The 23101-nt window shown below is 42.4% G+C and carries 18 protein-coding genes; 8 read left to right on the plus strand and 10 right to left on the minus strand.

Features of this window, described 5'->3' with window-relative positions; genetic code table 11:
- From V7K69_RS31830 to V7K69_RS31845, 4 genes are all read right to left on the minus strand, one after another.
- A partial coding sequence (locus tag V7K69_RS31830) for a HEAT repeat domain-containing protein (RefSeq protein ID WP_442936223.1) occupies positions 1-516 on the minus strand: 516 nt, incomplete at its 3' end.
- Positions 517-1149: 633 nt separating this feature from the next.
- Positions 1150-1626 (minus strand): hypothetical protein, encoded by a 477-nt coding sequence (locus V7K69_RS31835; protein WP_335042108.1) that lies wholly within the window; start codon positions 1624-1626, stop codon positions 1150-1152.
- Positions 1627-1795: 169 nt separating this feature from the next.
- Complete coding sequence (locus V7K69_RS31840) at positions 1796-4930, minus strand: efflux RND transporter permease subunit (protein WP_335042110.1); 3135 nt, start codon at positions 4928-4930, stop codon at positions 1796-1798.
- A 113-nt stretch (positions 4931-5043) separates the two neighbouring features.
- Positions 5044-6501 carry an efflux RND transporter periplasmic adaptor subunit gene (locus V7K69_RS31845; RefSeq protein WP_335042112.1) on the minus strand — a complete coding sequence of 486 codons (1458 nt, stop codon included), beginning with the start codon at positions 6499-6501 and terminating at the stop codon, positions 5044-5046.
- Between the two features lie 571 nt (positions 6502-7072).
- Here V7K69_RS31845 and V7K69_RS31850 point away from each other — a divergent pair.
- Positions 7073-7954: an Npun_R2479 family HD domain-containing metalloprotein gene (locus V7K69_RS31850; protein WP_335042114.1), complete on the plus strand. Its 882-nt coding sequence runs from the start codon at positions 7073-7075 to the stop codon at positions 7952-7954.
- A gap of 128 nt (positions 7955-8082) precedes the next feature.
- Positions 8083-9198: an ABC transporter permease gene (locus tag V7K69_RS31855; RefSeq protein WP_185583502.1), complete on the plus strand. Its 1116-nt coding sequence runs from the start codon at positions 8083-8085 to the stop codon at positions 9196-9198.
- On the opposite strand, the gene V7K69_RS31860 is transcribed toward V7K69_RS31855, so the two are convergent.
- The 3 genes from V7K69_RS31860 to V7K69_RS31870 form a co-directional block, all read right to left on the minus strand.
- Positions 9145-9414 carry a hypothetical protein gene (locus tag V7K69_RS31860; protein ID WP_335042118.1) on the minus strand — a complete coding sequence of 90 codons (270 nt, stop codon included), beginning with the start codon at positions 9412-9414 and terminating at the stop codon, positions 9145-9147. The genes V7K69_RS31855 and V7K69_RS31860 overlap by 54 nt on opposite strands.
- Before the next feature lie 183 nt (positions 9415-9597).
- Positions 9598-12237, minus strand: a complete 2640-nt coding sequence (locus V7K69_RS31865; RefSeq protein ID WP_335042120.1) for an AAA family ATPase — start codon at positions 12235-12237, stop codon at positions 9598-9600.
- Positions 12238-12373: 136 nt separating this feature from the next.
- Positions 12374-13441 (minus strand): ATP-binding protein, encoded by a 1068-nt coding sequence (locus V7K69_RS31870; protein WP_335042122.1) that lies wholly within the window; start codon positions 13439-13441, stop codon positions 12374-12376.
- A gap of 190 nt (positions 13442-13631) precedes the next feature.
- On the opposite strand from V7K69_RS31870, the gene V7K69_RS31875 reads away from it, so the two are divergent.
- Both V7K69_RS31875 and V7K69_RS31880 read left to right on the plus strand, forming a co-directional pair.
- Positions 13632-14174 (plus strand): hypothetical protein, encoded by a 543-nt coding sequence (locus V7K69_RS31875; RefSeq protein WP_335042124.1) that lies wholly within the window; start codon positions 13632-13634, stop codon positions 14172-14174.
- A 41-nt stretch (positions 14175-14215) separates the two neighbouring features.
- Positions 14216-14821 (plus strand): hypothetical protein, encoded by a 606-nt coding sequence (locus V7K69_RS31880; RefSeq protein WP_335042126.1) that lies wholly within the window; start codon positions 14216-14218, stop codon positions 14819-14821.
- Positions 14822-14837: 16 nt separating this feature from the next.
- Here the strand turns inward: V7K69_RS31880 and V7K69_RS31885 are convergent, their stop codons facing one another.
- From V7K69_RS31885 to V7K69_RS31895, 3 genes are all read right to left on the minus strand, one after another.
- Positions 14838-15863, minus strand: coding sequence for an ABC transporter permease (locus V7K69_RS31885; RefSeq protein WP_012409030.1), 1026 nt, complete (start codon positions 15861-15863; stop codon positions 14838-14840).
- Positions 15864-16013: 150 nt separating this feature from the next.
- The gene (locus V7K69_RS31890) at positions 16014-17666 is read right to left on the minus strand and encodes an ABC transporter substrate-binding protein (protein ID WP_335042127.1); all 1653 of its coding nucleotides are present in this window, start codon (positions 17664-17666) and stop codon (positions 16014-16016) included.
- Between the two features lie 213 nt (positions 17667-17879).
- The gene (locus tag V7K69_RS31895) at positions 17880-18746 is read right to left on the minus strand and encodes a DNA adenine methylase (RefSeq protein ID WP_335042129.1); all 867 of its coding nucleotides are present in this window, start codon (positions 18744-18746) and stop codon (positions 17880-17882) included.
- 299 nt (positions 18747-19045) lie between these two features.
- On the opposite strand from V7K69_RS31895, the gene V7K69_RS31900 reads away from it, so the two are divergent.
- The 4 genes from V7K69_RS31900 to V7K69_RS31915 all read left to right on the plus strand — a co-directional run bounded on the left by V7K69_RS31900 (position 19046) and on the right by V7K69_RS31915 (position 23056).
- Complete coding sequence (locus V7K69_RS31900; protein ID WP_335042131.1) at positions 19046-19372, plus strand: hypothetical protein; 327 nt, start codon at positions 19046-19048, stop codon at positions 19370-19372.
- 512 nt (positions 19373-19884) lie between these two features.
- The gene (psbB, locus tag V7K69_RS31905) at positions 19885-21414 is read left to right on the plus strand and encodes a photosystem II chlorophyll-binding protein CP47 (RefSeq protein ID WP_335042133.1); all 1530 of its coding nucleotides are present in this window, start codon (positions 19885-19887) and stop codon (positions 21412-21414) included.
- Between the two features lie 111 nt (positions 21415-21525).
- Complete coding sequence (locus V7K69_RS31910; protein WP_084227385.1) at positions 21526-21633, plus strand: photosystem II reaction center protein T; 108 nt, start codon at positions 21526-21528, stop codon at positions 21631-21633.
- 298 nt (positions 21634-21931) lie between these two features.
- Positions 21932-23056, plus strand: a complete 1125-nt coding sequence (locus V7K69_RS31915) for a 30S ribosomal protein S1 (protein WP_335042135.1) — start codon at positions 21932-21934, stop codon at positions 23054-23056.
- Positions 23057-23101: the final 45 nt, after the last annotated feature.

Genomic DNA, 23101 nt, shown 5'->3' on the forward strand with positions numbered 1-23101 from the left:
TGAGTTAACCTTTTCATCCTTGAGGAAGTTAAGGATGTCAGGGATATACTTGGCTGCCGCCTCTCCCAGGTTGCCCAATGCCGATGCCGCACTGCCACGAACAGATGAGTCAACCTTTTCATCCTTGAGGATGTTGGCGATGTCAGGGATATACTTGGTTGCCGCCTCTCCCAGGTTGCTCAATGCCGAAACCGCACTGCTACGAACAGATGAGTCAACCTTTTCATCCTTGAGGATGTTGGCAGCTTTCTGGGCAATTTCCTCCGGTTTTTTAAGCAGAATTTTTAAATCTTGTGGCTCATATTCAGCTAATTTGTTAAAAGCATATTGCTTTACTTTGGGGTAGCTGTCGTCAAGGGCTGCTAATATGCCGTCAATCTGCCACTGTTGCGGTTTGGGTTTGGGGGTTTCTTTGGCACTTACCCAAGGTAGACAGAGGAGGAAGGAGAAGATAAAGACTAAAGCATAAAGGATAAAGGGAGAAGGCTTGCTGCTGTGGCGGGGTGTGATGAGCATAATTTGGGGCAAGGCGGCAGAATATACGCGGCTATGGGTATAATATCAGCCTTGCAATTCCTAATTCCTGATTTAGAAGGTCAGATTTTATTTGGGTTTTTAGGTTTGTATTTGTGGGAGCTTCCCAAATTTGAAAATTTACTATGCTGCGTTCAGGCAGGAATAAGAGAATGAAGAAACGAACCGCCAAGAACGCCAAGGACGCAAAGTAAGAGAACAGACTTGATGTTGATCTTTGCTCATGAGTATAAAAGACTCGCTTACGAGTATAAAAGACTCATCCGTGAGTATCAAAGACTCGCCGACGAGTATAAAAGACTCGCTTACGAGTATAAAAGACTCATCCACGAGTATCAAAGACTCTCCCGCGAGCATTAAAAACTCATCCACGAGTATTAAAGACTCGCCGACGAGTATTAAAGACTCTCCCGCGAGTATTAAAGACTCGCTCACGAGTATCAAAGACTCATCCACAAGTATTAAAGAACTTTCAAATAAAAAAATACTCAAATAATTCTTGTGGGGTGGGTGTCTCACCCGCCCATAGCCAAAGGCGCTCATGTTGCCCGCCCCACAAGATTGAATAATTTATTTGTTGGAAATCCCTAAAGATTCTCCCGCAAAGTTTACAGCCTATGAACCAGAAGCAGTTTTAGCAGGTTTACTTTTAATAGCTTTAAACCGTTCCCCTAACTGTTCGGCAATAGTTTTTAACCCTGGAGTTTTCTTAGCAGCAGTCTTGACGTAATCATAAACTGTCAAACTGCTGCTCATTGTCTCACTACCGACAGCCATTAAAGTATCATCTACCTGTTCTGTCAGTTGTCGCAGTCCAATCAGAAGTTCGCTGAGAGTGGCGGCTAGTTGATAATCCCGCACAAACTCATCTACATCAAAGCTGGCTGGTAAAATATCTCGGTTAGATTGGGCAGCAGTCAGGCTAGTGTTGACAAAAGCTAGACTTTTATCGCCCATCTTAAATAACTTGCGTCGTTCTTCTACACTCAAAGTCACCAAAAAAGGCAACTTTGCTTCGATAGTCGCAAAGGCTGCTTTAATCTCTTGGATATCTGCTGGGGTAAGGGAGCCTGTAATGTTTTGGTAAGCCATTGTTTATTTACTCAGGTAAATCTGTTTGTTATGATTCCCACTGGTAAATGCGATCGCACAATATTTAAGAAGACGCGATAAATCGCCGTCTCTACAAGAGATTGATTGTAGAGACGGCGATTTATCGCGTCTTTATTATTGGGGATTTATCGCGTCTTTATTATTTTTATTAACGCGATGGTTTCTTACCAAAGCCATAGCGGAATCTATCCATAATCCAAGTTTGGAAGTTGTCTATGTAGCTAAATATCACTGGCACTACCACCAGTGTCAGCAGGGTGGAAGTTGTGAAACCGCCCATAATGGCAATTCCCATTGGTTGCCGAACTTCAGAACCTGCGCCAATTCCTAACGCTAGGGGCAGAATACCGGCGATCGTTGCCAGAGAAGTCATTAAAATCGGACGCAGACGTGACACGCCAGCTTCTACGAGTGCCTGACGCTGAGTTTTGCCTTCTTGTATGTTGATGATTGTATAATCCACCAACAAAATCGAGTTTTTGGTGACAATCCCCAACAGCAACACGATACCAATCAAGGCATATATCCCCAATGGTTTTTGAGCAACCATCAAGGCTACTAGTGCGCCGCCTAAACAAAAGGGCAAGGCCGCCATAATCGATAATGGATGCAGAAAGTTGTTATACAGCAACACCAGAATTGCATAGATACACATTAATGCCAGCCCCAACGCGCCACCAAAGCGCCCAAAAATCTCTTGCATAATTTTGGCGCTACCGGAGGGTTGCTGTACTACCCCTGGCGGTAAGTTTTGCATTACAGGTAGTTTATTGATTGTTTCTACCGCCTCTCCTAAAGAAATCCCTTGTAAATTGGCTTCTACGGCAACTTGACGGGCGCGATCGTAACGGTTGATGGTTGCAGGGCCACTACCAAAACGGATATCTGCAACAGCTACCAGGGGAATCAATTTGCCACTTTGACTAAGGACTTGGAGATTGGTGATTGTGTTAATGTCAGCCCGGACTTTCGGATCGATTTGTACGCGAATCGGGATTTGCCGATCGCTCAAATTAAATTTTGCCAAGTTGGCTTCATTATCGCCGATGGTGGCCAGAGAAGCTGTCCGTGCGATCGCTTGTACTGTCACTCCCAAATCTGCTGCCCGTTGTGGGTTCGGAATTACTAAAATCTCTGGTTTAACCAAACTTGCAGTCGAAGACACTTCTACCAATCCTGCTACCGATCGCATTTGCTTTTCTAGGGCATCAGCCGCTTGATTCAATGCTTCAGGATTTTCACTTCTGAGAACAATTGATAAACCTTTCCGACTGTCGCCTGGTGACTGACTTTGAAAGCTAATTCTAGCTCCTGGTATTTGCTCAAAGGAAGGGCGTACTTGTTCCTCAAACTGTTTTTGAGAAATATTTCGTTCTTCTCTGGGTTTGAGATTAATTGCCAGGCTTGCAGAATTGATCTCTTCGGTTGCTAGTACACGTTCAACTACTGGATTTTGCCGGATGATATTAGTGGCTTGTGTGACTACCTTGTTAACATCTTCTAATGTCGAACCTGGAGGTAGTTCTATAGATACGTTAGAAATCCCAAAGTCGCCATCATCAACGAAACCCTTGGGAATCAACGGAACCAGCATCACACTGGCAATAAAGAAAGCTAAAGCGATCGCTATTGTGGTCAATCTATGGCGTAACGCCCACTGTAAAAGCGATCTATAAGGTTGAAAACCCCGACGCTTTTGATTCCTAACTTTTCTGTTTCCCTGATTTCCACCTGGAAGCGTAAATTTAAAATTAAACAATTTTATTACTCCCCCACTCCCCAATCCCCACTCCCCACTCCCCTCTTCCTTCAAAAGATACGCCCCCATCATCGGCGTAACCATCCGCGCGACAAGAGTTGAGAAAATTGTGGAAACGGCAACGGTAACACCAAATGGTTGGAAAAATTGCCCCGGAATCCCACCCATAAAAGCAACGGGCATAAACACGGCAATAATCGTCGCTGAACTGGCAATTACCGCTAATCCTACTTCGTCGGCAGATTCAAAAGCAGCATCCCAAGCTGATTTGCCCATAGCGATATGCCGTTCCATGTTTTCAATTTCTACCACGGCATCATCTACCAAGTTGCCCACCGCCAGCGCTAATGCCAACAAAGTCATGTTGTTGAGGGTGTAACCAAGGGCTTGCTGCACTGCGAAGGTGGGAATTATTGACAAGGGTAAGGCAACAGCCGTAATTAATGTTGCTCGCCAGTCCCGCAAAAATACTAAAATAACGATGACTGCCAGCACTGAAGCTTGAATTAATTCATCAATAGTGCTTTGGTAAGATTGGCGAACAATATCGGCTCTAGTAAAAATTAAATCTAGCTTGACATCTGCGGGAAGTGTTTTTTCCAGTTCTTTGACTGCTGCTTTCACTCCTTGTTCTACTGTCACCAGAACGCTGCCAGTACTACGCAACACTTGGAAAGCTACCACAGGTTGATTATTTAAGGTGGCGGCTTGGCGCACATCACCAAATTTATCTTCTATAGTTCCCAAACTGGATAAGGGTACCGAACCCCCTTGTGGTAAGAGGATTTCGTAGGTTTTCAAAATATCCACACTAGCGGCACTTCCTAATGTGCGGATACTTTGTTCGCTACCGCCGACTTCGGCCCGTCCGCCTGGTAAGTTAATGTTTAAATCGCGGATTTGGTCGTTTACCTGAGTGGCGGTGATACCCAGAGATTGTAAGCGACTGGGACTCAGGTTAATGCGAATTTCTCGGTCAACTCCACCCACACGTTGAATTTGGGCAACACCACGAACTCCCAGTAAGGCGCGGCTAATGGTTTGATCGACAATATTGCTTAATTCTTCTACAGAACGCTTATCTGATTTAACCGCGTAAGTAATCACCGGGCCGCCAGCAAAGTCCAGACGTTCTACAATTGGATCGTTGATCTCTTGGGGTAAATCTTGGCGAATTTGAGCGATCGCATTGCGGACATCATTAGTGGCGCGATCGCTATCTGTGCCCAAAACAAAATTAATTGTCGTGTTAGAATTCCCATCGCTGACGGTGGAAATCATATAATCGATATTGCCCAACCCCGCGACGGCATCTTCAATTTTTTTCGTCACTTGGGATTCTAGTTCGGCAGGGCCTGCACCTGGTTGGGTGACTTTGATTGAAACTGTTGGGACATCAATATTAGGGTTAGTATCAATCCCCAAGGATAAAAACGAGAACCAACCCACAACAGTCAAAATTAAAAATAAAACTATCGTGGGAACAGGTTTTTTAATCGACCAAGCTGAGATATTAAAAGACATGAGAAAATTTTAGATTTTGAATTTGTCATTGGTCATTTGTCATTTGTCATTTGTCATTTGTCATTGGTTCTTTCTCCCATTCCCCATTCCCCATTCCCCATTCCCCATTCCCTTCAATTTGCAACTCGAACCTTATCACCATCTTTGATATATCCTGCACCATCAACTACGATGCGATCGCCTAACTGCAAACCACTCTTGATTTCTACTTTGTCGCCATTTGTAGGATTTTCTAAGTCCACTTTCTGGCTGCGAACTATATCTCCATTTGATAAGGTGAATACAATTACACTTCCATCTGCTTGAGATTGGACTGCTTTTTGCGGCACTACCACCGCCATACCTGAGTTAGTAGTAATTGCAGCATTCGCAAACATCCCTGGTTTAAGTAAAGTTGTTGGCGGTAAGTCAATTTTGACTGTAGCCTCTCGCCTTTGATCGTTAACCTGTGGTTGAATCTCTCTGACTCGTCCTTGCGATCGCACGCGCTGATCGACATCGGAAGTAATTTGCACAGATGCGCCAATTTTCACTTGATTTAATTGAATTTCAGGAACCTTCGCCTGAAGTTCTAACTTTTCATCTCGGATAATCGAAAATAGCTTTTGTGTGCCACCAATCACGGTTCCTACCTGTGTTTGCGGCGGTACACCAGTCACATCACCGACTCTGGCTAATTTCTCCGCGATGACTCCAGAAACCGGCGCACGCACTACAGTTTGTTCCAATTGAGTTTGTAGTTGTTGCACCCTAGCGGCACTGCTGCGGACATCAGCTTTGGCTTTGTTGATAATAGCTTGAGCGTTACTAATATTAGCCTGGGCGCTGCCGATATTGGCCTGGGCACTACGCAGATTTTCTTGGGATAGATTCACAACTTGTATGGCAGTTTTTACAGCGTAGGAACGAGTATCAAGTTCTTGCTTACTAATGGTTCCAGAGTCGGACAGTTGTTGATAGCGCTGATAATTTTTGGCGGCTTCTTCTAGCTTTGCCTTCGCTTGAGCTAAATCTGCTTGTTTTTGCTGGACTATGGCTTTATTTGATGCTAAATCTGCCTGCTTGGATGTAAAGTCTGCTTGTTTGGATTCCACATCGGCTTGTTTTGATTCTACATCTGCCTTTGCTTGGCTAATCTGGCTTTGCAGTATAGAACCATCCAACACCGCCAAAACTTGACCTTTTTTAACAAAAGTCCCTTCTTTGACATCTTCAGGGATACTTTTGATTTGTAAACCATTTGTCTGTGGTAAAACCGGAATTAAATCACGTGCTGCGACAGTTCCAGTAGTTTTAAGAGTACGCACAACACGCGCGGCTTCTACTGTAGCGATGGTAACTGTCATTGATGGGTTAATTTTTTTATCTGCTACCGCACTTTGTTGGCGGGATGGAAGATGACTTAATACACTCATTCCAGCAAAGGCGATCGCAATTCCTAAACCAGCCCCCAAAAATAATGGCTTCAACCATGCCCTAGTTGGTTTTTGCTCTGATTTGCTCAAAAAGCTAGCATCCTCAGAGATTATAGGTTCTTCCACCTCGATTTCTGAAACAATTTCATCGCTCACAGTCCGACCTCCACTTTCTGTCTATGCCTACCAATATTGGTGTTTTCTTAAGAAAACTTGAAATTTATTTACTTCCCATCAACTATGACGCATTTCATAGTAAATGTCTTTTATTTGCAACCGTATATAATAGAACTTACTTGCTAAGAAAAATTACTGTTATCAAATACTTGAAGCCTTTCTGTAGATTATGATACAAGAAATTATTTCATCTCATCTAGCTACTCTAAATCACACAATATATCCATTTAGATCACCGTCAACCAATGCTTATATATGAAAAACTGATAAAGCTAATCTAGAATTATTTAATTAAAATCTGAGATATCAATGTATTTTATTAAACTAGTAAAAGCTTTTATCTACGCAAATCCTAATTCTTTTAAAGCTTTTGTCTTGTCAGAAAGTCGTACATCCAGGGATAGTTCAAGCTAGCGTCTACAGCTACACGTGAGTTACAAATGAGCAAACTCCATTACCCTAAATTCCAGCCAGGGCGATCCTGATAGTGGAATTTTGAAATCAATCAATCAAATCAATAAATAATTGATATTTACCAGAGTCACCAGATATGTTCAATGCCACTGAAATTTTAATTGATGCCTTTGTAAATGAAATTAGAGAAGGCTACCGTCGCACTTATGGCTGCTTCAAAAATGATTATCAAGACATTATCGCCTGGGCTGGTAACATGGCTTTGGAAAATATTGCCAATAGCGATGCCCTTTATCACAACGTTGAACACACTGTTCTTGTCACCCTTGTGGGGCAAGAAATCTTACGTGGCAAACACATCAGAGAAGGCGGTGTTTCCAGTGAAGACTGGTTGCATTGTATTATTTCCTTAGTGAGCCATGATATTGGCTATGTTAAGGGAGTTTGCCGACAAGACCAAGAAGCAGTAGGCTTATATTCCACAGGTAAAAATGGCAAAATGGTTTCTGTCGCTCCTGGCGCTTCTGATGCCAGTCTCACGCCGTATCACGTTGATAGAGCCAAGCTTTTTATTGATGAGCGTTTTGGAGGTCACAAGTTAATAGATGCTGAGGCAATTAAAAGCAATATTGAACTAACACGATTTCCCGTGCCTGCGGCAGAAGATCATCACGATACAAAGTGCTTTGCTGGGTTAGTCCGGGCTGCTGATTTGATTGGTCAACTAAGCGACCCACGTTACCTGAAGAAAATTACTTCTTTATTTTACGAGTTTGAAGAAACTGGTGTAAATAAAGTTTTGGGCTATAAAACCCCTGCCGATTTACGGAATAACTACGCTAAGTTTTACTGGAATGGTGTCTATCCCTATATCCAAGAAGGGCTGCATTACCTATCATTGACACAACAGGGCAAACAAATTCTCGCTAATCTCTACTCAAACGTGTTTGTTGTAGAACACGAAAAACAACAGCAAGAACAGCAGAAGTATTTAGAGAAGTTAGGAGTAGTGAGTTAGGAGAGACGCGAGAAATCTCGTCTGTACAGGAATTAGGAGTGGGGAATAGGAAGTTGAGAATGATGAGTTATGAATTAAGATAAAACTTTAATAACTCATAAACTCATAACTTATAACTCCTAACTACTATGGATTGGTGGCGACGACTAAAGAAAAATCCTTTGGCACAATTTGGGGCAATTTTGCTGTTAATTTTCTACATAGCAGTAATTGCAGCAGATTTCGTGGCTCCTTATGACCCTTATGCTTCACAGCCTAATGGTTCACTGCTGCCACCAACTAAGATACACTGGGTTTCTCAATCAGGACAGTTTATCGGGCCCCATGTTTATCCCACAACTCAGGGAGACACAAATTTAGAAACAGGCGATCGCCAACTCATTGTAGACTTCAAAAAACCATCTCCTGTGCGTCTATTTGTTTCCGGGCCAGAATACCGATTGTTGCAGATGAGTTTGCCACTACCCCCCAAGTGGGATGAAGTCACAATCTTTCCTGGTATTCCCTTAAATTGGCATTTATTTGGCACAACAACTGACGCAAAAGTCAATATCTTGGGTACTGATGACCAAAGCCGCGACCAATTTAGTCGCCTCTTACATGGCGGTCGCATCAGTCTGTTTATCGGGATTTTTGGCATTATCATTACCTATCCCCTTGGTTTGCTCATCGGTGGAATTTCCGGCTATTTCGGCGGTGTGACTGATAGCGTCATTATGCGCTTGGCAGAAGTGCTAATGACTTTCCCTAGTATTTATCTTTTGGTGACTTTGGGAGCAGTCTTACCACCTGGTTTAAGCAGTACCCAGCGCTTTTTGCTGATTGTGGTGATTACTTCGGTGATTAGCTGGGCTGGTTTAGCACGGGTCATTCGAGGACAGGTACTATCAATTAAAGAGCGAGAATTTGTCCAAGCATCACGCGCGATGGGCGCAAATCCACTTTATATAATTCTTCGCCACGTCTTGCCGCAAACGGCTAGTTATGTAGTTATCTCCGCTACTCTTGCAATTCCCAGCTTTATTGGCGCAGAGGCAATACTAAGTCTCATCGGCTTGGGAATTCAACAACCAGACCCCTCTTGGGGCAATATGCTTTCTCTTGCTAGCAATGCTTCAATTTTGGTATTGCAACCTTGGTTAATTTGGCCGCCGGCTGTGCTGATTATTCTCACAGTTCTAGCATTCAACTTACTCGGTGATGGGCTGAGAGATGCACTTGACCCTCGGAGTTTGAGAAGATAAGTCCTCAATAATAGTAAATGCGATCGCCGAAGTAACAAATGCGATCGCTGAAATAGCAAATGCGAACTCCGAAGTAACAAATGCGAACCCCGAAATAGCAAATGCGATCGCTGAAATAGCAAATGCTGTTGCCGAAATAACAAATGCTGTTGCCGAAATAACAAATGCGATCGCTGAAATAGCAAATGCGATCGCTGAAGTAGCAAATGCGATCACCGAAGTAACAAATGCGATCGCCGAAATAGCAAATGCGATCGCCGAAATAACAAATGCGATCGCTGAAATAACAAATGCGAACTCCGAAGTAACAAATGCGATCGCCGAAGTAACAAATGCGATCGCTGAAATTAGTCCGCGAAGGCGGACTTTGCCTGTGTAGCCGCGAATTCTATTCGCCTTCTATTTGCTGCAAAACTGCAAAACCCAACGGCGAAACAGTTCTACCATAATCCGCCAACTTCCCTGAGTTTCTTCAACCACATCATGACGCTTCAGAGTATTCAGCGCTTCCTGTAAATCAGCGTCGTTCATACCTGTAGACTGAGCTAAGGCATCCAGACTTAAACCCTCTGGGTGAGGTGCAAGCACTTGTACAATTGCTTGTTGACCCTCAGCACCCCGCGCCGCCTGACCCCAAACCCCATCAAAGTAGTAGCGTCCCCGCTTGAAAAACTCAGGGTCATTGATAACTGCTTCAACATCTTCTATTGTGAAAACTGGGTCACGCGATCGCCCTTGCTCAAAAACAAAGTCGTTGTAGCGGCGTACTAGTTGAAAACCCAGCAGTTGCACTAAATATGGTTGCCCATGCGTCAAAGCATAAATTTCATCTAAAGCTTCCGGGATGTAGTCGAGGGGGAAGTCTTCATTACCTGGGTTAGCGAGAATTTGGCGAGTAGCTGCACGTTCTTGAAAGCCTACATGAATAGGAATGACGCTGGCAAAGAAGGGTTGAAAATAATCTGCTGTCATTTCTTCTAAAGTGTGCAAACCAGCAAAGGCAAAAGCGATTTTAGAACTCATTTGCACTAAACCTCGCAGAAAACCCATAAAGTCGATAGGGATTTTTTTCGCTTCTATTAAATCTTCAATTTTCTCAAATTCGTCTAAGGCGATGATTAATCCACCGTCTAGCTTTGCTTCAACCTGCCTTAAATAGCGTTCAAAAGTCCGATAGGGAAGATTTAGTAAATCAGCATCAGCTGGTGGTGGAAGTTTCACAGTTTGAGAAATTTCATCACAAATTGCCATTAGCACCTCACCCACACCTTGGGGGCTATCTCCCAAACGTAGCAAGTTGACATAGGCTAGCTGTATTTGTGAGCCTAGACAGTTAGCAGCGTTAAGCAGAATAGAAGTTTTGCCCATCCGCCTGTGACCGTAGAGAACTATAGACTGGAGTTGATTACCCATTACCCAGAGTTCTTCTAACTGTCTGATGATATCTTCTCGCCCAATAAAGAGATGACCTTGAACGGGATCGCCTACAACATAAGGATTAACCACAGGCTTGGTGATGGAAATTTCTCCCACTTCACCAGTGATTTGTAAAAGGCTTTTTTGCCAACTTTGAGCGATATCTATTATTAACCCTTGCTCTGCTTGCGGCAAGGTGTCGGCTTGATTTAGGATTTTTGTTAGTTCGCCTAATGCTCGATTAAGAGCTAAAGACCTGGCTGAACGTGAGACACTGCGCTCTACAAACTGAACATCTTCAACAACTCGACGCAGATTCGTGAGGATTTTCCAGGTATCTGGACGTAAAAGCGGTTTCTGGGGAAAAGGAGGAACTTGGATAGCTGCAATAGACGCTGATATTTTAGCTTTCTGAAACGCTGTTAGAGTTTGGGCAAGGGTAAACATTTCCTCGCCGTAAAGTAGAGAACGTACTACAGCAAAAGCCTCCATTGCTTTCTCTGGCTCATATTCATGCAGATGCCAGAAGCCAGCAGCAGCGGCACGGGCATGAGTATCTAAACGAGTGTCTATGTTAAGATGATAAAAACGAGGCTGTAAAACTTCTTCCCAAAAACGAGGGAAGGGAAAAAAATCTTTGATAAGATTTGATTTTAGGGTTTCATTTAAAGAACTTGAAGCCAAACCTACTATATTCCAATCAAAAGGGTCTGCCGCAAGTCGAGAGACAGTCCAAATAATTTCCTCTGAGGGGATTTTGGCAAGTACTCTATTGATTGCTTGGACAACAGGAATAAATTGTAGAGTATATGCCAGCAGTTCATTAGTATTATGTAGACCTATTTCCCAATCATTTTGCAACCAATTTTGCAAGCGCCAAAAAAGATTAGGAAGGGGAAGCGGAGTAATGTGGGGGACTAGCCAACTACTGTTTTGAATTTTTCGTAAGTTTAAAAGTGAGCCAATAAGCCAGGTTTCTAGACGCAGCAAAGCTAGGCAGGACGCCACTAATATGACTATGCTGCCGTACTCCCTAAACAATTTGTAATAGGCGTAGGCGAACCCTATGCTGAATACCAAACCGAGGTACACCACGCCGAATGTCACACCTCCTGTCACACCTGCTACCACGCTAAACGCTACCCCAAACACCACACCGAACACCACACTTTCTGCCAAGGTAAACCAGTTGCCGAATACCACACCGAACGCCACACCTCCTGCCAAACTAAACACCACGCCGAATGCCACACCGGACGCCACACCTCCTGCTACGCCGAACGTCATGCCTCCCATTATGGCTACCGCCACAGCGAACGCCACGCCTAACGCCACGCCGAACCAGTGAAGGGGAATGCTTGCTGCCTGAAAAATTACACCTACAGCTAGAGGTGTAACTACTGTTAAAACTAATCCTTGGAAAAGTAACTTACGTTGGATAGCATTTCCCCAATTCATTTCCCCTTCAGGAATATACCCACCCCCGAATGTATTCACATACCACCGCAAAGCTTGGGGAAAGAAAAACACCCAATACAAAAGGCGCAGATAATCCAAAGGGTTCCACAGCGAGAGGGGACGCTTCAACTTGGGCGCTAAGTCTAGACGGGGTACTGGGGTCATTATTCAATCTCCATCTTCGCCCGTGAAGAACCTAACCCCCCAGCCCCCTTCCCTATGAGGGAAGGGGGAGTAGGAGTAATCTTGCTCCCCTCCCCTCGCAGGGGAGGGCAGGGGGGAGAGGTCAAAGCGGTATCATTCATTGCACACCATAATATTGTGAATAAGTTCGATAACACAATTGCATGAGTTTTCGAGGATGTCCGCCACTTTCTTGGATGAGTTGGATGATTTCTTCTTCAGTAAAACTCACAGAAGTTCTAGCCAAACGATTGGTAATAAAAGCACGCATAGTAGCTTCATTCCAAAGATGAATGTGTTCCTCTTGGCAAATACCTGCCAACGGAGAAGTATTACCTTGCTCCTGACTATCCTTAAAAAGGTTGTTCAGGGGTTCGGTGGCAGCTAAAATCAGCTTCAACGGAGCATTATTTCCTTCAGCTAAACCGCGCAAATAATCCCTTATGTTGCGAGTAAAACCTTCGCCTGTAAGTTTTCCTACATTGTCTATAGCCAGTAGTATTTTACAACTTCGCAAATTGCGGGTTAACTGATAGTCTTTACTTTCGGGTATACCAATCTCGTAGCACAAATCACTATAAAATTGACTTTCATTATGAAGTAAATTCAGGTCTAAGAAAACTGGCTGACGTTTAACGTTTAGACGAGTTTCTGCTTCTTGGCAAATCATCCATAGCAGCGAAGATTTGCCGATTCCCTCTTCCCCAATTAAAACAACACTACTACCGCTATTCAACACCTCAAATACTCGCCGTATTTCGCGCTCTCGATCAAAGAATAAATGCTTTTCTTCTACTCTGCCATTAAAAGGAGTGAAGGGATTATGATTTCGCTGTAATAGATTTTCTGACTGTGATTCATCTCCTTGTGTTAGATTAATTGGTTCTACAATTGCTTGTTGGGAAGGTGAAGTTGTTTCTGAATTCTGTTGATAATGATATTTAATTGGATTTTTAAAATTTCTCTTATTAACTTTTATACCTAAATCTTTTGTAATCTTTTTGCATAAATTTGCACCTGCATCTCTCAAATATTGCTCAGAGAGAAAAGTCTGAGTAGCAATATCTGAATAAATCTGACCTTCCCAGATTCCTAAAAAAAGCTGTTCTTCCAATTCATTTAAGACTTGATTAGTCTTTTTAGCAAACAGCGCATTAATGAATGCTAACGCTTGTTTTGAGTCCATTAGGCGTAATTGAATTGGCAGAGCGAAGTCAAAATCAGCCAGTAGTGCAATACTTTACCCTACAAAGCTACATTTGCCTACTTTCCCTTACAACAATTTAATCACTCAAACTTCCTACTAGCGCCTACCCATAGCGTCTGTGTCTCAAGTGATGATGGTGTTACAGAACAAAAGTTGAGGAGTTTGGGAAATGACAACTTTTAGACACCAGCTTGCACTTGCTCTCATTGCTGCCACCGCCACCATAGTAGCTGCCGGAGTGCCTGCCATAATGGGACTTGGGAACAAATCTTCTCTAGAGTTACCCTCTGTCACCGCCACTTCTACAACCTGTGATAAAGTTACTGTGGCTAAAGTATGCGTTGATAATCTTACAGTGCAGTTTAATAGCAACGAACCTCAGCAAGTAAAAAATCGCGATCGCATACCTCTAAAAGCTGGAGATACTCTAAGATTATCAAATCTAACCTATTGCATACCATCTAAAGCTTCGGTCAATCGAGTAGAAGTAAAAGTTTATCTGTTTCCAAATGGAGTTGATAGTTATAAAAATGGACTTTTTACTCCTAGTAACTTCCCGATTAATGCTGCTTGTCATAATATTGGTAATTTTCAACAAACTTGGAAGCTTGAACCAGGACAGCACCGAGTTAACATACCCATTATCAAATATGTTGGCAGCAACAGAATTGTTGACAATAGTTTCTACTTTAACTTGGATGTTGGAAGGTAATTTAAGTTTTCTATTTAAAAGCGAAAGAGAGTAATAGTTTTATGGCTTACAGCGAGTTTAGTTTAGCTAAAGCAAAACAAGAGTTTAGTTTAAGGACATTAGAAAAACGCAATATCTTCGCTGGTGTTTCTGAATTAGCAGCGAGTAATTTACTTGTAGAAACACTCAATTATAACCTGGATATCGCTTTAGGGAGTAATAGTGAAAAAGCTCGTTCTGAGTTAATTATTGCGCCAATTTTAGTTGATTTACGCCGACAATTACACGAACAAGTTAGTTTATTTTCTGGAGTAGATTTTACTGTCGATAATAGCAAAGGATTAAACGGCACTTGCGATTTTATTATTACTAAATCTCCAGAAATTCTCATTTTGACAGCACCAGTAATTACAGTTGTAGAAGCTAAAAAGGAAAATATTAATGGGGGTTTGGGCCAGTGTGCAGCAGAAATGGTAGCAGCCCAAATCTTTAATGAGCAAGCAGCAACTGAGATTAAAACAATTTACGGAGCAGTTACAACGGGCAGTATTTGGCAATTCCTCAAACTAGAAAAACAAACATTGACTATTGATTTAAGCGAATATTATCTCAAAGATGTGAATAAAATTCTTGGGATTTTAGCCAGTGGTATTTCTCAAGAAATTTAACAAAATGTCCAACAGCTTAATATCGAATTCGCGGATCTACATAAGCATTTAAAATATCAATTAAAATGCTTGCACTGACAACGATCGCACCAAAAAAGACTAGCACTCCCTGGACTGTGGGATAATCGCGATCTGCGATCGCTTGATACAGTCGATTCGCTAACCCAGGCCAAGAAAATGTCACCTCTGTCAAAATCGCCCCACCCAACAGAGAAGCAAAAGTTAATCCCAACACTGTAATTACTGGGATTAAAGCATTCTTTAAGGCATGGGAGGCTAAAATCTTATTTTCACCAATACCTCTGGCTCTAGCGGCTTCTACATAATCGGCTTGCAAGGTTTGCTTTAAATTCACTCGCACAATTCGTTCAAAAATCCCACTCAGCAAAATTCCCAAAGTCAGACTCGGTAGGGCAAGATGGTGCAAAGATGTGAAAAACTGGGTGAGATTTCCACCGAGTAAGCTATCAATTGTATACAACCCAGTTACAGGAGTGGGAGCCGGAAGATTAGGCGGAAAGCGGTTGGAATTAGGAAACCAACCAAGTTGAACTGAGAAAATCAACTGCAAAAGCATTCCCGCCCAAAACATAGGGAGTGCGTAGGTGATGATCCCAAACAAGCGCCCACCAACATCGAAATATGTCCCAGGACGGGAAGCTGAAAGAGTCCCAACCGCAATTCCGACGATGAGTGCAACAGCCATACTACATACTGCTAACTCCACAGTCGCCGGGAAATATTGCCCAATTATGTCCCAAACATTCTGTCCGCGACTCATTAAAGACGTTCCCAAATCAAAGCGCAGTATGCTTCCCAAATAATTTAGGTACTGTAGCCACAAAGGAAAGTTTAAACCTAGTTGTTTTCGCAATTCTTCTTTAGCAGCTTCTGGCGCACGTCCACCAAGAATTGCATCTGCGGGATCTCCTGGTGTTGCTCTTAATAAGAGAAAGACAATGGTGATAATTGTTAATAGCTGAAGTGGTGCGAGAAGCAACCGAGAAACTATGTAATATTGTAAAGCTTTAGAGCGAGACATAAGCAATTCAAAATTCAAAATGCAATTTTTATATTCTCTCTGCGCTCTCTGTGTCTCTGCGGTTAAAAAGTAATTAAATAAACCACAGAGGCGCAGAGAACACAGAGGTAAGAGGTGAAAGAGTAATTTCTTGTCCCCTTGACTTTTTAACTACTTTTTAATTGTCTGGTAAACCAGAATTTGGGTTGGGTTAAGTTGTACGCTGTTCACACCTTTTTGGGCAAATACATAATCTTTACTTTGCCATAAGGGAACGTAAGGTACATCAGCAGTTACTTGCTTTTGAATTTCTCCAAAAATTTTCTGACGCGCTTCAGGATTTAGTTCTTTGCGTTGTTGATCGATCAGTTTATTCATCGCTTCGCTATAGTAGAACGAACCCTGAGTTTGACTGCCTCCATCTTCACATCCTTTAGCAACTGAACCTTTGTCACAAGACAAAAACGGCTGGACGTAATTATCTGGATCTAAAAAGTCTGGATACCAATCAAGTAAAGCTCCTGGATATAATCCTTTGGCAATGTCTTTAAAAAATGTTGGGCCTTCCGCAGGGGTAACTTCAAATTGCAGAATTCCATCCATTTTGGCATCTACAAGAGATTTGAGCGTCTGTGCTGCCAAACTACGAGTAGGCGAACTAGAAGGATACCAAATTTGGACTTTTGCCGGATTTTCTTTGGAGAAACCAGCAGTAGTTAACAACTTTTTAGCTTGATCAAAGTTAGCATCGCCATAAGCATCTTTGAATAATGGCACAGAAACTTTAAATGTTGTGGGAATCATGCTATAAAGCGGATCTGCTTGACCAAGTAAGGCCCGCTCATTTAAGAGTGGACGGTCAATTATTGACGCGATCGCTTGTCTGACTTCTAATTTATCTAAAGGCTTTTGATTCCGGTTCAATACCAGATAGCTTACTACACTACCTTCAGCTGCGATCGCTTGCCAATCCCCTTTTTTACCACCTTCTTCTAAGCTCCGATTTTGATCTGGCTGTAGTGACAGATAAGCCACATCTACAGCACCTGTACGGAAAGCATTAAACAAATTAACAGGACTAGTTTGAATTTGGAGGTTAACACCCTTGTTCGCTGGTTTTTCTCCCCAATATTTATCAAACGTATCAAATCTTATTGAATCAGTACCATACTGCGCTAACTTGTAAGGGCCAGTTCCTACAAAAATATTCGGCTTAAATTTACCAGCACCGAGTTCATAAGCTTTTGGCGAAACTGCACATACCCCAGGAAACGCCAGCAGTGAAGGAAAGGCTGCAAAGGGCTTTTTCAGCTTAATGGTTAACTCATACTCACTTGTACTTTTTACCGAATCTACTATATCACCTAGCAAGAATGAAGGTTTTCCTTTATTTTGAATAAAGCGGTTGATGGTAAACGCCATTGCTTCGGCGTTGAAAGGAGTCCCATCGTGAAAAACCACTCCCTGACGTAAAGGGATGGTATAAGTTAAGGCATCTTGACTGACTTTAGGTAATGCTGTTGCAAGCTGGGGCTTAATTTCCGTGCTTCCTGGTTCGTAGTTGTAGAGGCGATCGCTCATATTAAACACCAAACCCAAGGATGCTAACTCATAAGCATCAGCCGGATCAAGGGTTCTCGGCTTTGCTGTTGTACCTATAGTAATACGACCATCACCTGTAGAGCTATTTACAGAACCCGATGGTGGCGTAGAAGGCTGTGGACGAGGAGCGCAACTAACAACTAAAAATAAACATAGACAGAACAAAGATAGGAATTGTGTAATCCGACCCCACCGTTGCACGGACAAGGAAAACCAGGTCATACAGTTAAATTTCATGTAATCAGAAGTCAGTGATTATACTATATATTTCCTAGTTTTATAGAAAACTTTACAATTAATTACTACTATAGATAGTTTTTCTAGAGGATTTTGCTCGAATAGATAAATTTATGTGTATTCAGGATGATTAAGTAAAAATAATTAAATGCTTACTATAATATGTAGAAATTTATCTCATCATAATACTTCAAACTTTTAAATTAACTGTTCCGAATTGGGAGAAGTAGAGTCAAGAGAAGAGTAGTTTAATATAAAAATTTCTTTCCCCTTATATCGTTCGCCTTTCAAGTTATCTTGCTTACTTCTCCCATTTTTTTGATCGTCACTTCTACTAATTGTATAATTCCATTCTTTGTCGTGTATTTCCAATGCCCATTCATATAAACTTCTAATTGTGTTGCTATTGTCGTAAGTTAGAAGAAATTTTATTTTTTCCTTATATCTATTTAATATTTGGCATAGCCTGAAATGATCCTCTTTAGAAAATGAATGAGCATAAAGTTTATCTTGATCCGCATTGAAATAAGGAGGATCAATAAATAAAAAAGATCCATAAGGTACAGATTCGATAACTTCTTCAAAATCGAGATTAGTAATTTCAACGTTTTGAAGTTTCTCTGAAGTTCGACGTATGTTTCTGGGCCAATTCTCTGGACGCATACTGTATTTTTCACCATATCCCCAATAACAGTTTTGATGCTTCATAATCCCAGAGTAGGAGGTTCTGTTAAGGTAAAACCATCTACCAGCCTGTTCTAATTTATTTTGTGGAATGAATTCATTTTTGTAAAATGTATGTCTTTCTTTCGTGGCGGATTCCCCTGCTAAAAATTTGATTAATTCTTCTGGTTGATCTCGAATTATTAATAAGGTATTTATTAATAATTCATCAATATCATTGAGCCAATTAATATTTACTTTATCTTTTACAAAAAAAATAGAACCACCCCCTGCAAAAGGTTCAACATAATAAGAGTGAGAAGGAATATGATTAAGAATCAAATGCCGAGCATAAAATTTGCCACCAGGATATCTAAATGGTGAGTTTATCGGTTTGTTCATAGTTACCTAAAATCTTCCTAATTTTATGTTTGGTATTTAGTATCCAAAGCATAAATGAATTTTATTGTAAAGTGAGTAACAAAATACAATTACTAGCCAAGTGTTTTAATATGTAATTTTGTTATTTTTTGTACATAGCTACACTTGAGACAAAGAAAAATTTATTTTTATTAAACTTGATCAACAATAATTTAAATAGCTTTGATTTAAATTATTATTAGTTATACATAATTAACAAATAATATACGATATCGTAATCGTAAACAGCAGATTGAAAGTTTAATAGTGAGACTAACAACGTGAAGTATTTCTTTCTATCTGAGGGATGGGCAGTTGCTAGAGTCTGGGCATCTGATGGACTCTGGCAAGTAACTGCATGGCGACGGCAACCAGATATTCAGCGAATGAATATTTGTTTAGTGGAAGAAAACGAATTGCTATGGCTTTATCGAGTTGAAGAAGCCATTTTAACCATAGAAGTGAAACCTACAATACCAGTCACAGCCGGTACTACCATAGGTCAAGTAGTACTCAAGCGTTTGATGAGTGCTGAACAGGTAATTGAACGCTTAAACACAGCTGAGGCGAAGTGCCAACTGCAAAATATCCAGTTGGTGGTTCAGTAAGATCGGAATTGGGAATTGGGAATTGGGTATGAAATAAGAGACAAGGTAGACAAGGAAGAGGGGGGAGACAAGGGAAAGATTTGTTCAATAATTCCCCCTTGTTTCCCCCTGCCCCTCTTCCTCCCCTGCTCCCTGCCTCCCTTGCCCCCCTCATCAAGTTAAATAGATAAGTAAATTTAATCTCCAAGAGGGATTGGTAGCGAAAAAACTTTGAGATGCTACGCGATCGCATCAATTTACACGCTTGCAAACAATTCCATCAATAGTTACACTTTTTAAAACATTCTCATTTTTTGCTTGGCGGTGGCTACCCTACAAGGTAAACCTCCCGAAGCGAGTAAGCATTGTCAAAGCACCCACGCTGTCTGACTTATAAGACTAACTGTGGTAGTACTCTGGCTCTGGCAATAACAAAAAACAAGAGAGAGTTTTCTGAGTGGCGAATTTCGTTCCTTAGAATCTCAGTAAGAAAATTGCTTTGTAAACTAACTCATCGAGGAGGAGCGTAGTCGATGGGACTACCCTGGTACCGAGTACATACAGTCGTTCTGAATGATCCAGGGCGGCTGATTTCTGTACACCTGATGCACACAGCCTTAGTAGCAGGCTGGGCTGGTTCGATGGCACTCTACGAACTGGCTGTTTTTGACCCTAGCGATCCGGTTCTCAATCCGATGTGGCGGCAAGGGATGTTTGTTCTACCCTTCATGTCGCGTTTGGGTGTTACCCAATCTTGGGGTGGTTGGAACGTTACTGGTGGCCCAGCAACCGATCCTGGGTTCTGGTCATTTGAAGGCGTTGCTGCGGCTCACATTGTTCTTTCCGGTCTTTTATTCCTAGCTGCCGTATGGCATTGGGTTTACTGGGATTTGGAACTCTTTAGAGATCCCCGCACTGGCGAACCGGCTCTCGACTTGCCAAAAATGTTTGGCATTCACCTGTTCTTATCTGGTCTACTTTGTTTTGGCTTTGGTGCTTTTCACGTCACCGGACTATTTGGGCCGGGGATATGGGTTTCTGACGCTTATGGTATAACTGGGGCTGCCCAGGGAGTAGCACCGGAATGGGGCCCAGATGGTTTTAACCCATATAACCCTGGTGGCATTGCGGCTCACCACATTGCTGCTGGTGTTGTTGGTATTATTGCAGGGTTATTCCACCTCACAGTTAGACCCCCTGAACGGCTCTACAAAGCCCTACGGATGGGGAACATTGAAACAGTACTTTCTAGCAGTATTGCGGCAGTCTTCTTTGCTGCTTTCGTTGTTGCTGGTACTATGTGGTACGGAAACGCTGCCACTCCCATCGAATTGTTTGGTCCTACCCGTTACCAATGGGATCAAGGCTACTTCCGTCAAGAAATTCAGCGCCGCGTCCAAACGACCGTTGCTGAAGGTGCAACCCTTGACCAAGCTTGGTCGCAGATTCCTGAAAAACTGGCTTTCTATGATTACGTCGGTAATAGCCCCGCTAAAGGCGGTCTATTCCGTACAGGGCCGATGGTAAAGGGTGATGGTATTGCCCAATCTTGGCAAGGTCACGCCGTATTCAAAGATTCTGAAGGACGGGAATTGACCGTGCGTCGTCTCCCCAACTTCTTTGAAACCTTCCCAGTAATTTTGACCGATGCTGATGGAGTTGTCCGCGCTGACATTCCCTTCCGTCGGGCAGAATCAAAGTATAGCTTTGAGCAATCTGGTGTCACCGTCAGCTTCTTTGGTGGCGATCTCAATGGTAAAACCTTTACAGAACCAGCTGATGTGAAGAAGTATGCCCGTAAAGCTCAAGGTGGCGAAATCTTTGAATTTGACCGCGAAACCTTGAACTCTGATGGTGTATTCCGCACCAGTCCTAGAGGTTGGTTTACCTTTGGACACGCTGTATTTGCTCTGCTGTTCTTCTTTGGTCATCTCTGGCATGGCTCTCGGACAATCTACCGAGACGTATTTGCCGGTGTTGATGCGGATCTAGAAGAGCAAGTTGAATGGGGGCTGTTCCAGAAAGTGGGTGACAAGTCAACCCGCCGGAAGGAAGCTCTCTAATTTCAGTGCTGAGTAAAGAAGTGCTGAGTTCCGAGTTAAGGCTCTGACTCAGCACTCAGAACTCAGCACTCAAAACTCTAATTACTGGCTGGATAGGCAGGTATTCATAATATGGAAAGCGTTGCGTACATCTTGATTTTTACTCTGTGTATAGGTACTCTCTTTTTTGCGATCGCATTTCGGGAACCACCTCGCTTTGAGAAACCAAAAGATAAGTAGATCCTAATTGGCAGACCTTTAGCTGATTTAAAGAAGTTAGTATCCGTTGCTACTAATTGTAGGAGCAACGGATATTATTGTGTTTGTCCTTTGTTAATTTTAAATACTAAGTAAATAACAAAGCATTTTTATATTGTGATATAATTTCCAATCTTGGGAGTAGATATGTGTTAATACTAGCTTTTCTGCGCTAGGATGAAAAAGGATGTTTAAGTGTAAGCTGCCATAAAACTGCTTACATAGTACATCACGCCTGTCACACAACCTTTACGGAGACTAGAACCAGGAACAAATCAGCATGGTCAATCAGAATTTAACCGCTACAGAAATTGGATTCACTCACGAAGATTTCGCTGCTCTACTTGACAAATACGATTATCATTTTAGCCCTGGCGATGTTGTGCCAGGAACAGTTTTCAGTATAGAGCCGCGCGGCGCTCTGATTGACATTGGTGCTAAAACCGCAGCATATATTCCTATACAAGAAATGTCTATTAACCGGGTGGATAGCCCGGAAGAAGTCTTACAGTCAAACGAAACGCGCGAGTTTTTCATTCTTACCGATGAAAACGAAGATGGTCAATTAACCCTTTCCATTCGCCGTATTGAATATATGCGGGCTTGGGAACGCGTGCGACAGCTGCAAGCAGAAGATGCCACTGTCCGTTCTGGCGTGTTTGCAACCAATCGCGGTGGTGCATTGGTAAGGATTGAAGGATTACGTGGCTTTATCCCAGGTTCTCACATTAGTACTCGCAAACCTAAAGAAGAATTGGTAGGCGAAGAACTGCCATTGAAATTCCTAGAAGTGGATGAAGAACGTAACCGCTTAGTTCTATCTCATCGTCGAGCGCTGGTTGAACGTAAGATGAACCGCCTAGAAGTCGGCGAAGTAGTGATCGGTACAGTTCGTGGTATCAAACCCTACGGTGCTTTCATCGACATTGGTGGTGTCAGTGGTCTACTACACATTTCTGAAATTTCCCACGAACATATTGATACACCTCATAGCGTGTTCAATGTCAATGATGAAGTGAAAGTGATGATCATTGACTTGGATGCAGAAAGGGGTCGCATTTCCCTATCTACCAAGCAGCTAGAACCCGAACCCGGCGACATGATTAAAAACCGGGATTTGGTTTACGATAAGGCAGAAGAAATGGCTGCTAAATATCGTGAACAACTGTTAGCCAAGCAACAAGGTGCTACTGCTGCGCCTGCTGCACCTGCTGATGTTTTAGCAGAAGAAGATATTCCACCAGCAACAGACCTTGAAGACGAGATTCCACCAGCAGCAGAACTAGAAGAAATTCCACCAGCAGCAGAAATTGAGGAAGTAACCCCAGTAGTTGCGGAAGTTCAAGAAGAGATTCCAGCAGCCACGGAAACTGAAGAACAAATTCCAGCAGCGATTGAAGAATAATACATTTTATAGTTTTACTTGTTTTTAAGTAAGAGTATTAAATCA

Source organism: Nostoc sp., assembly GCF_036917775.1.
Classification (GTDB): Bacteria; Cyanobacteriota; Cyanobacteriia; order Cyanobacteriales; family Nostocaceae; genus Nostoc.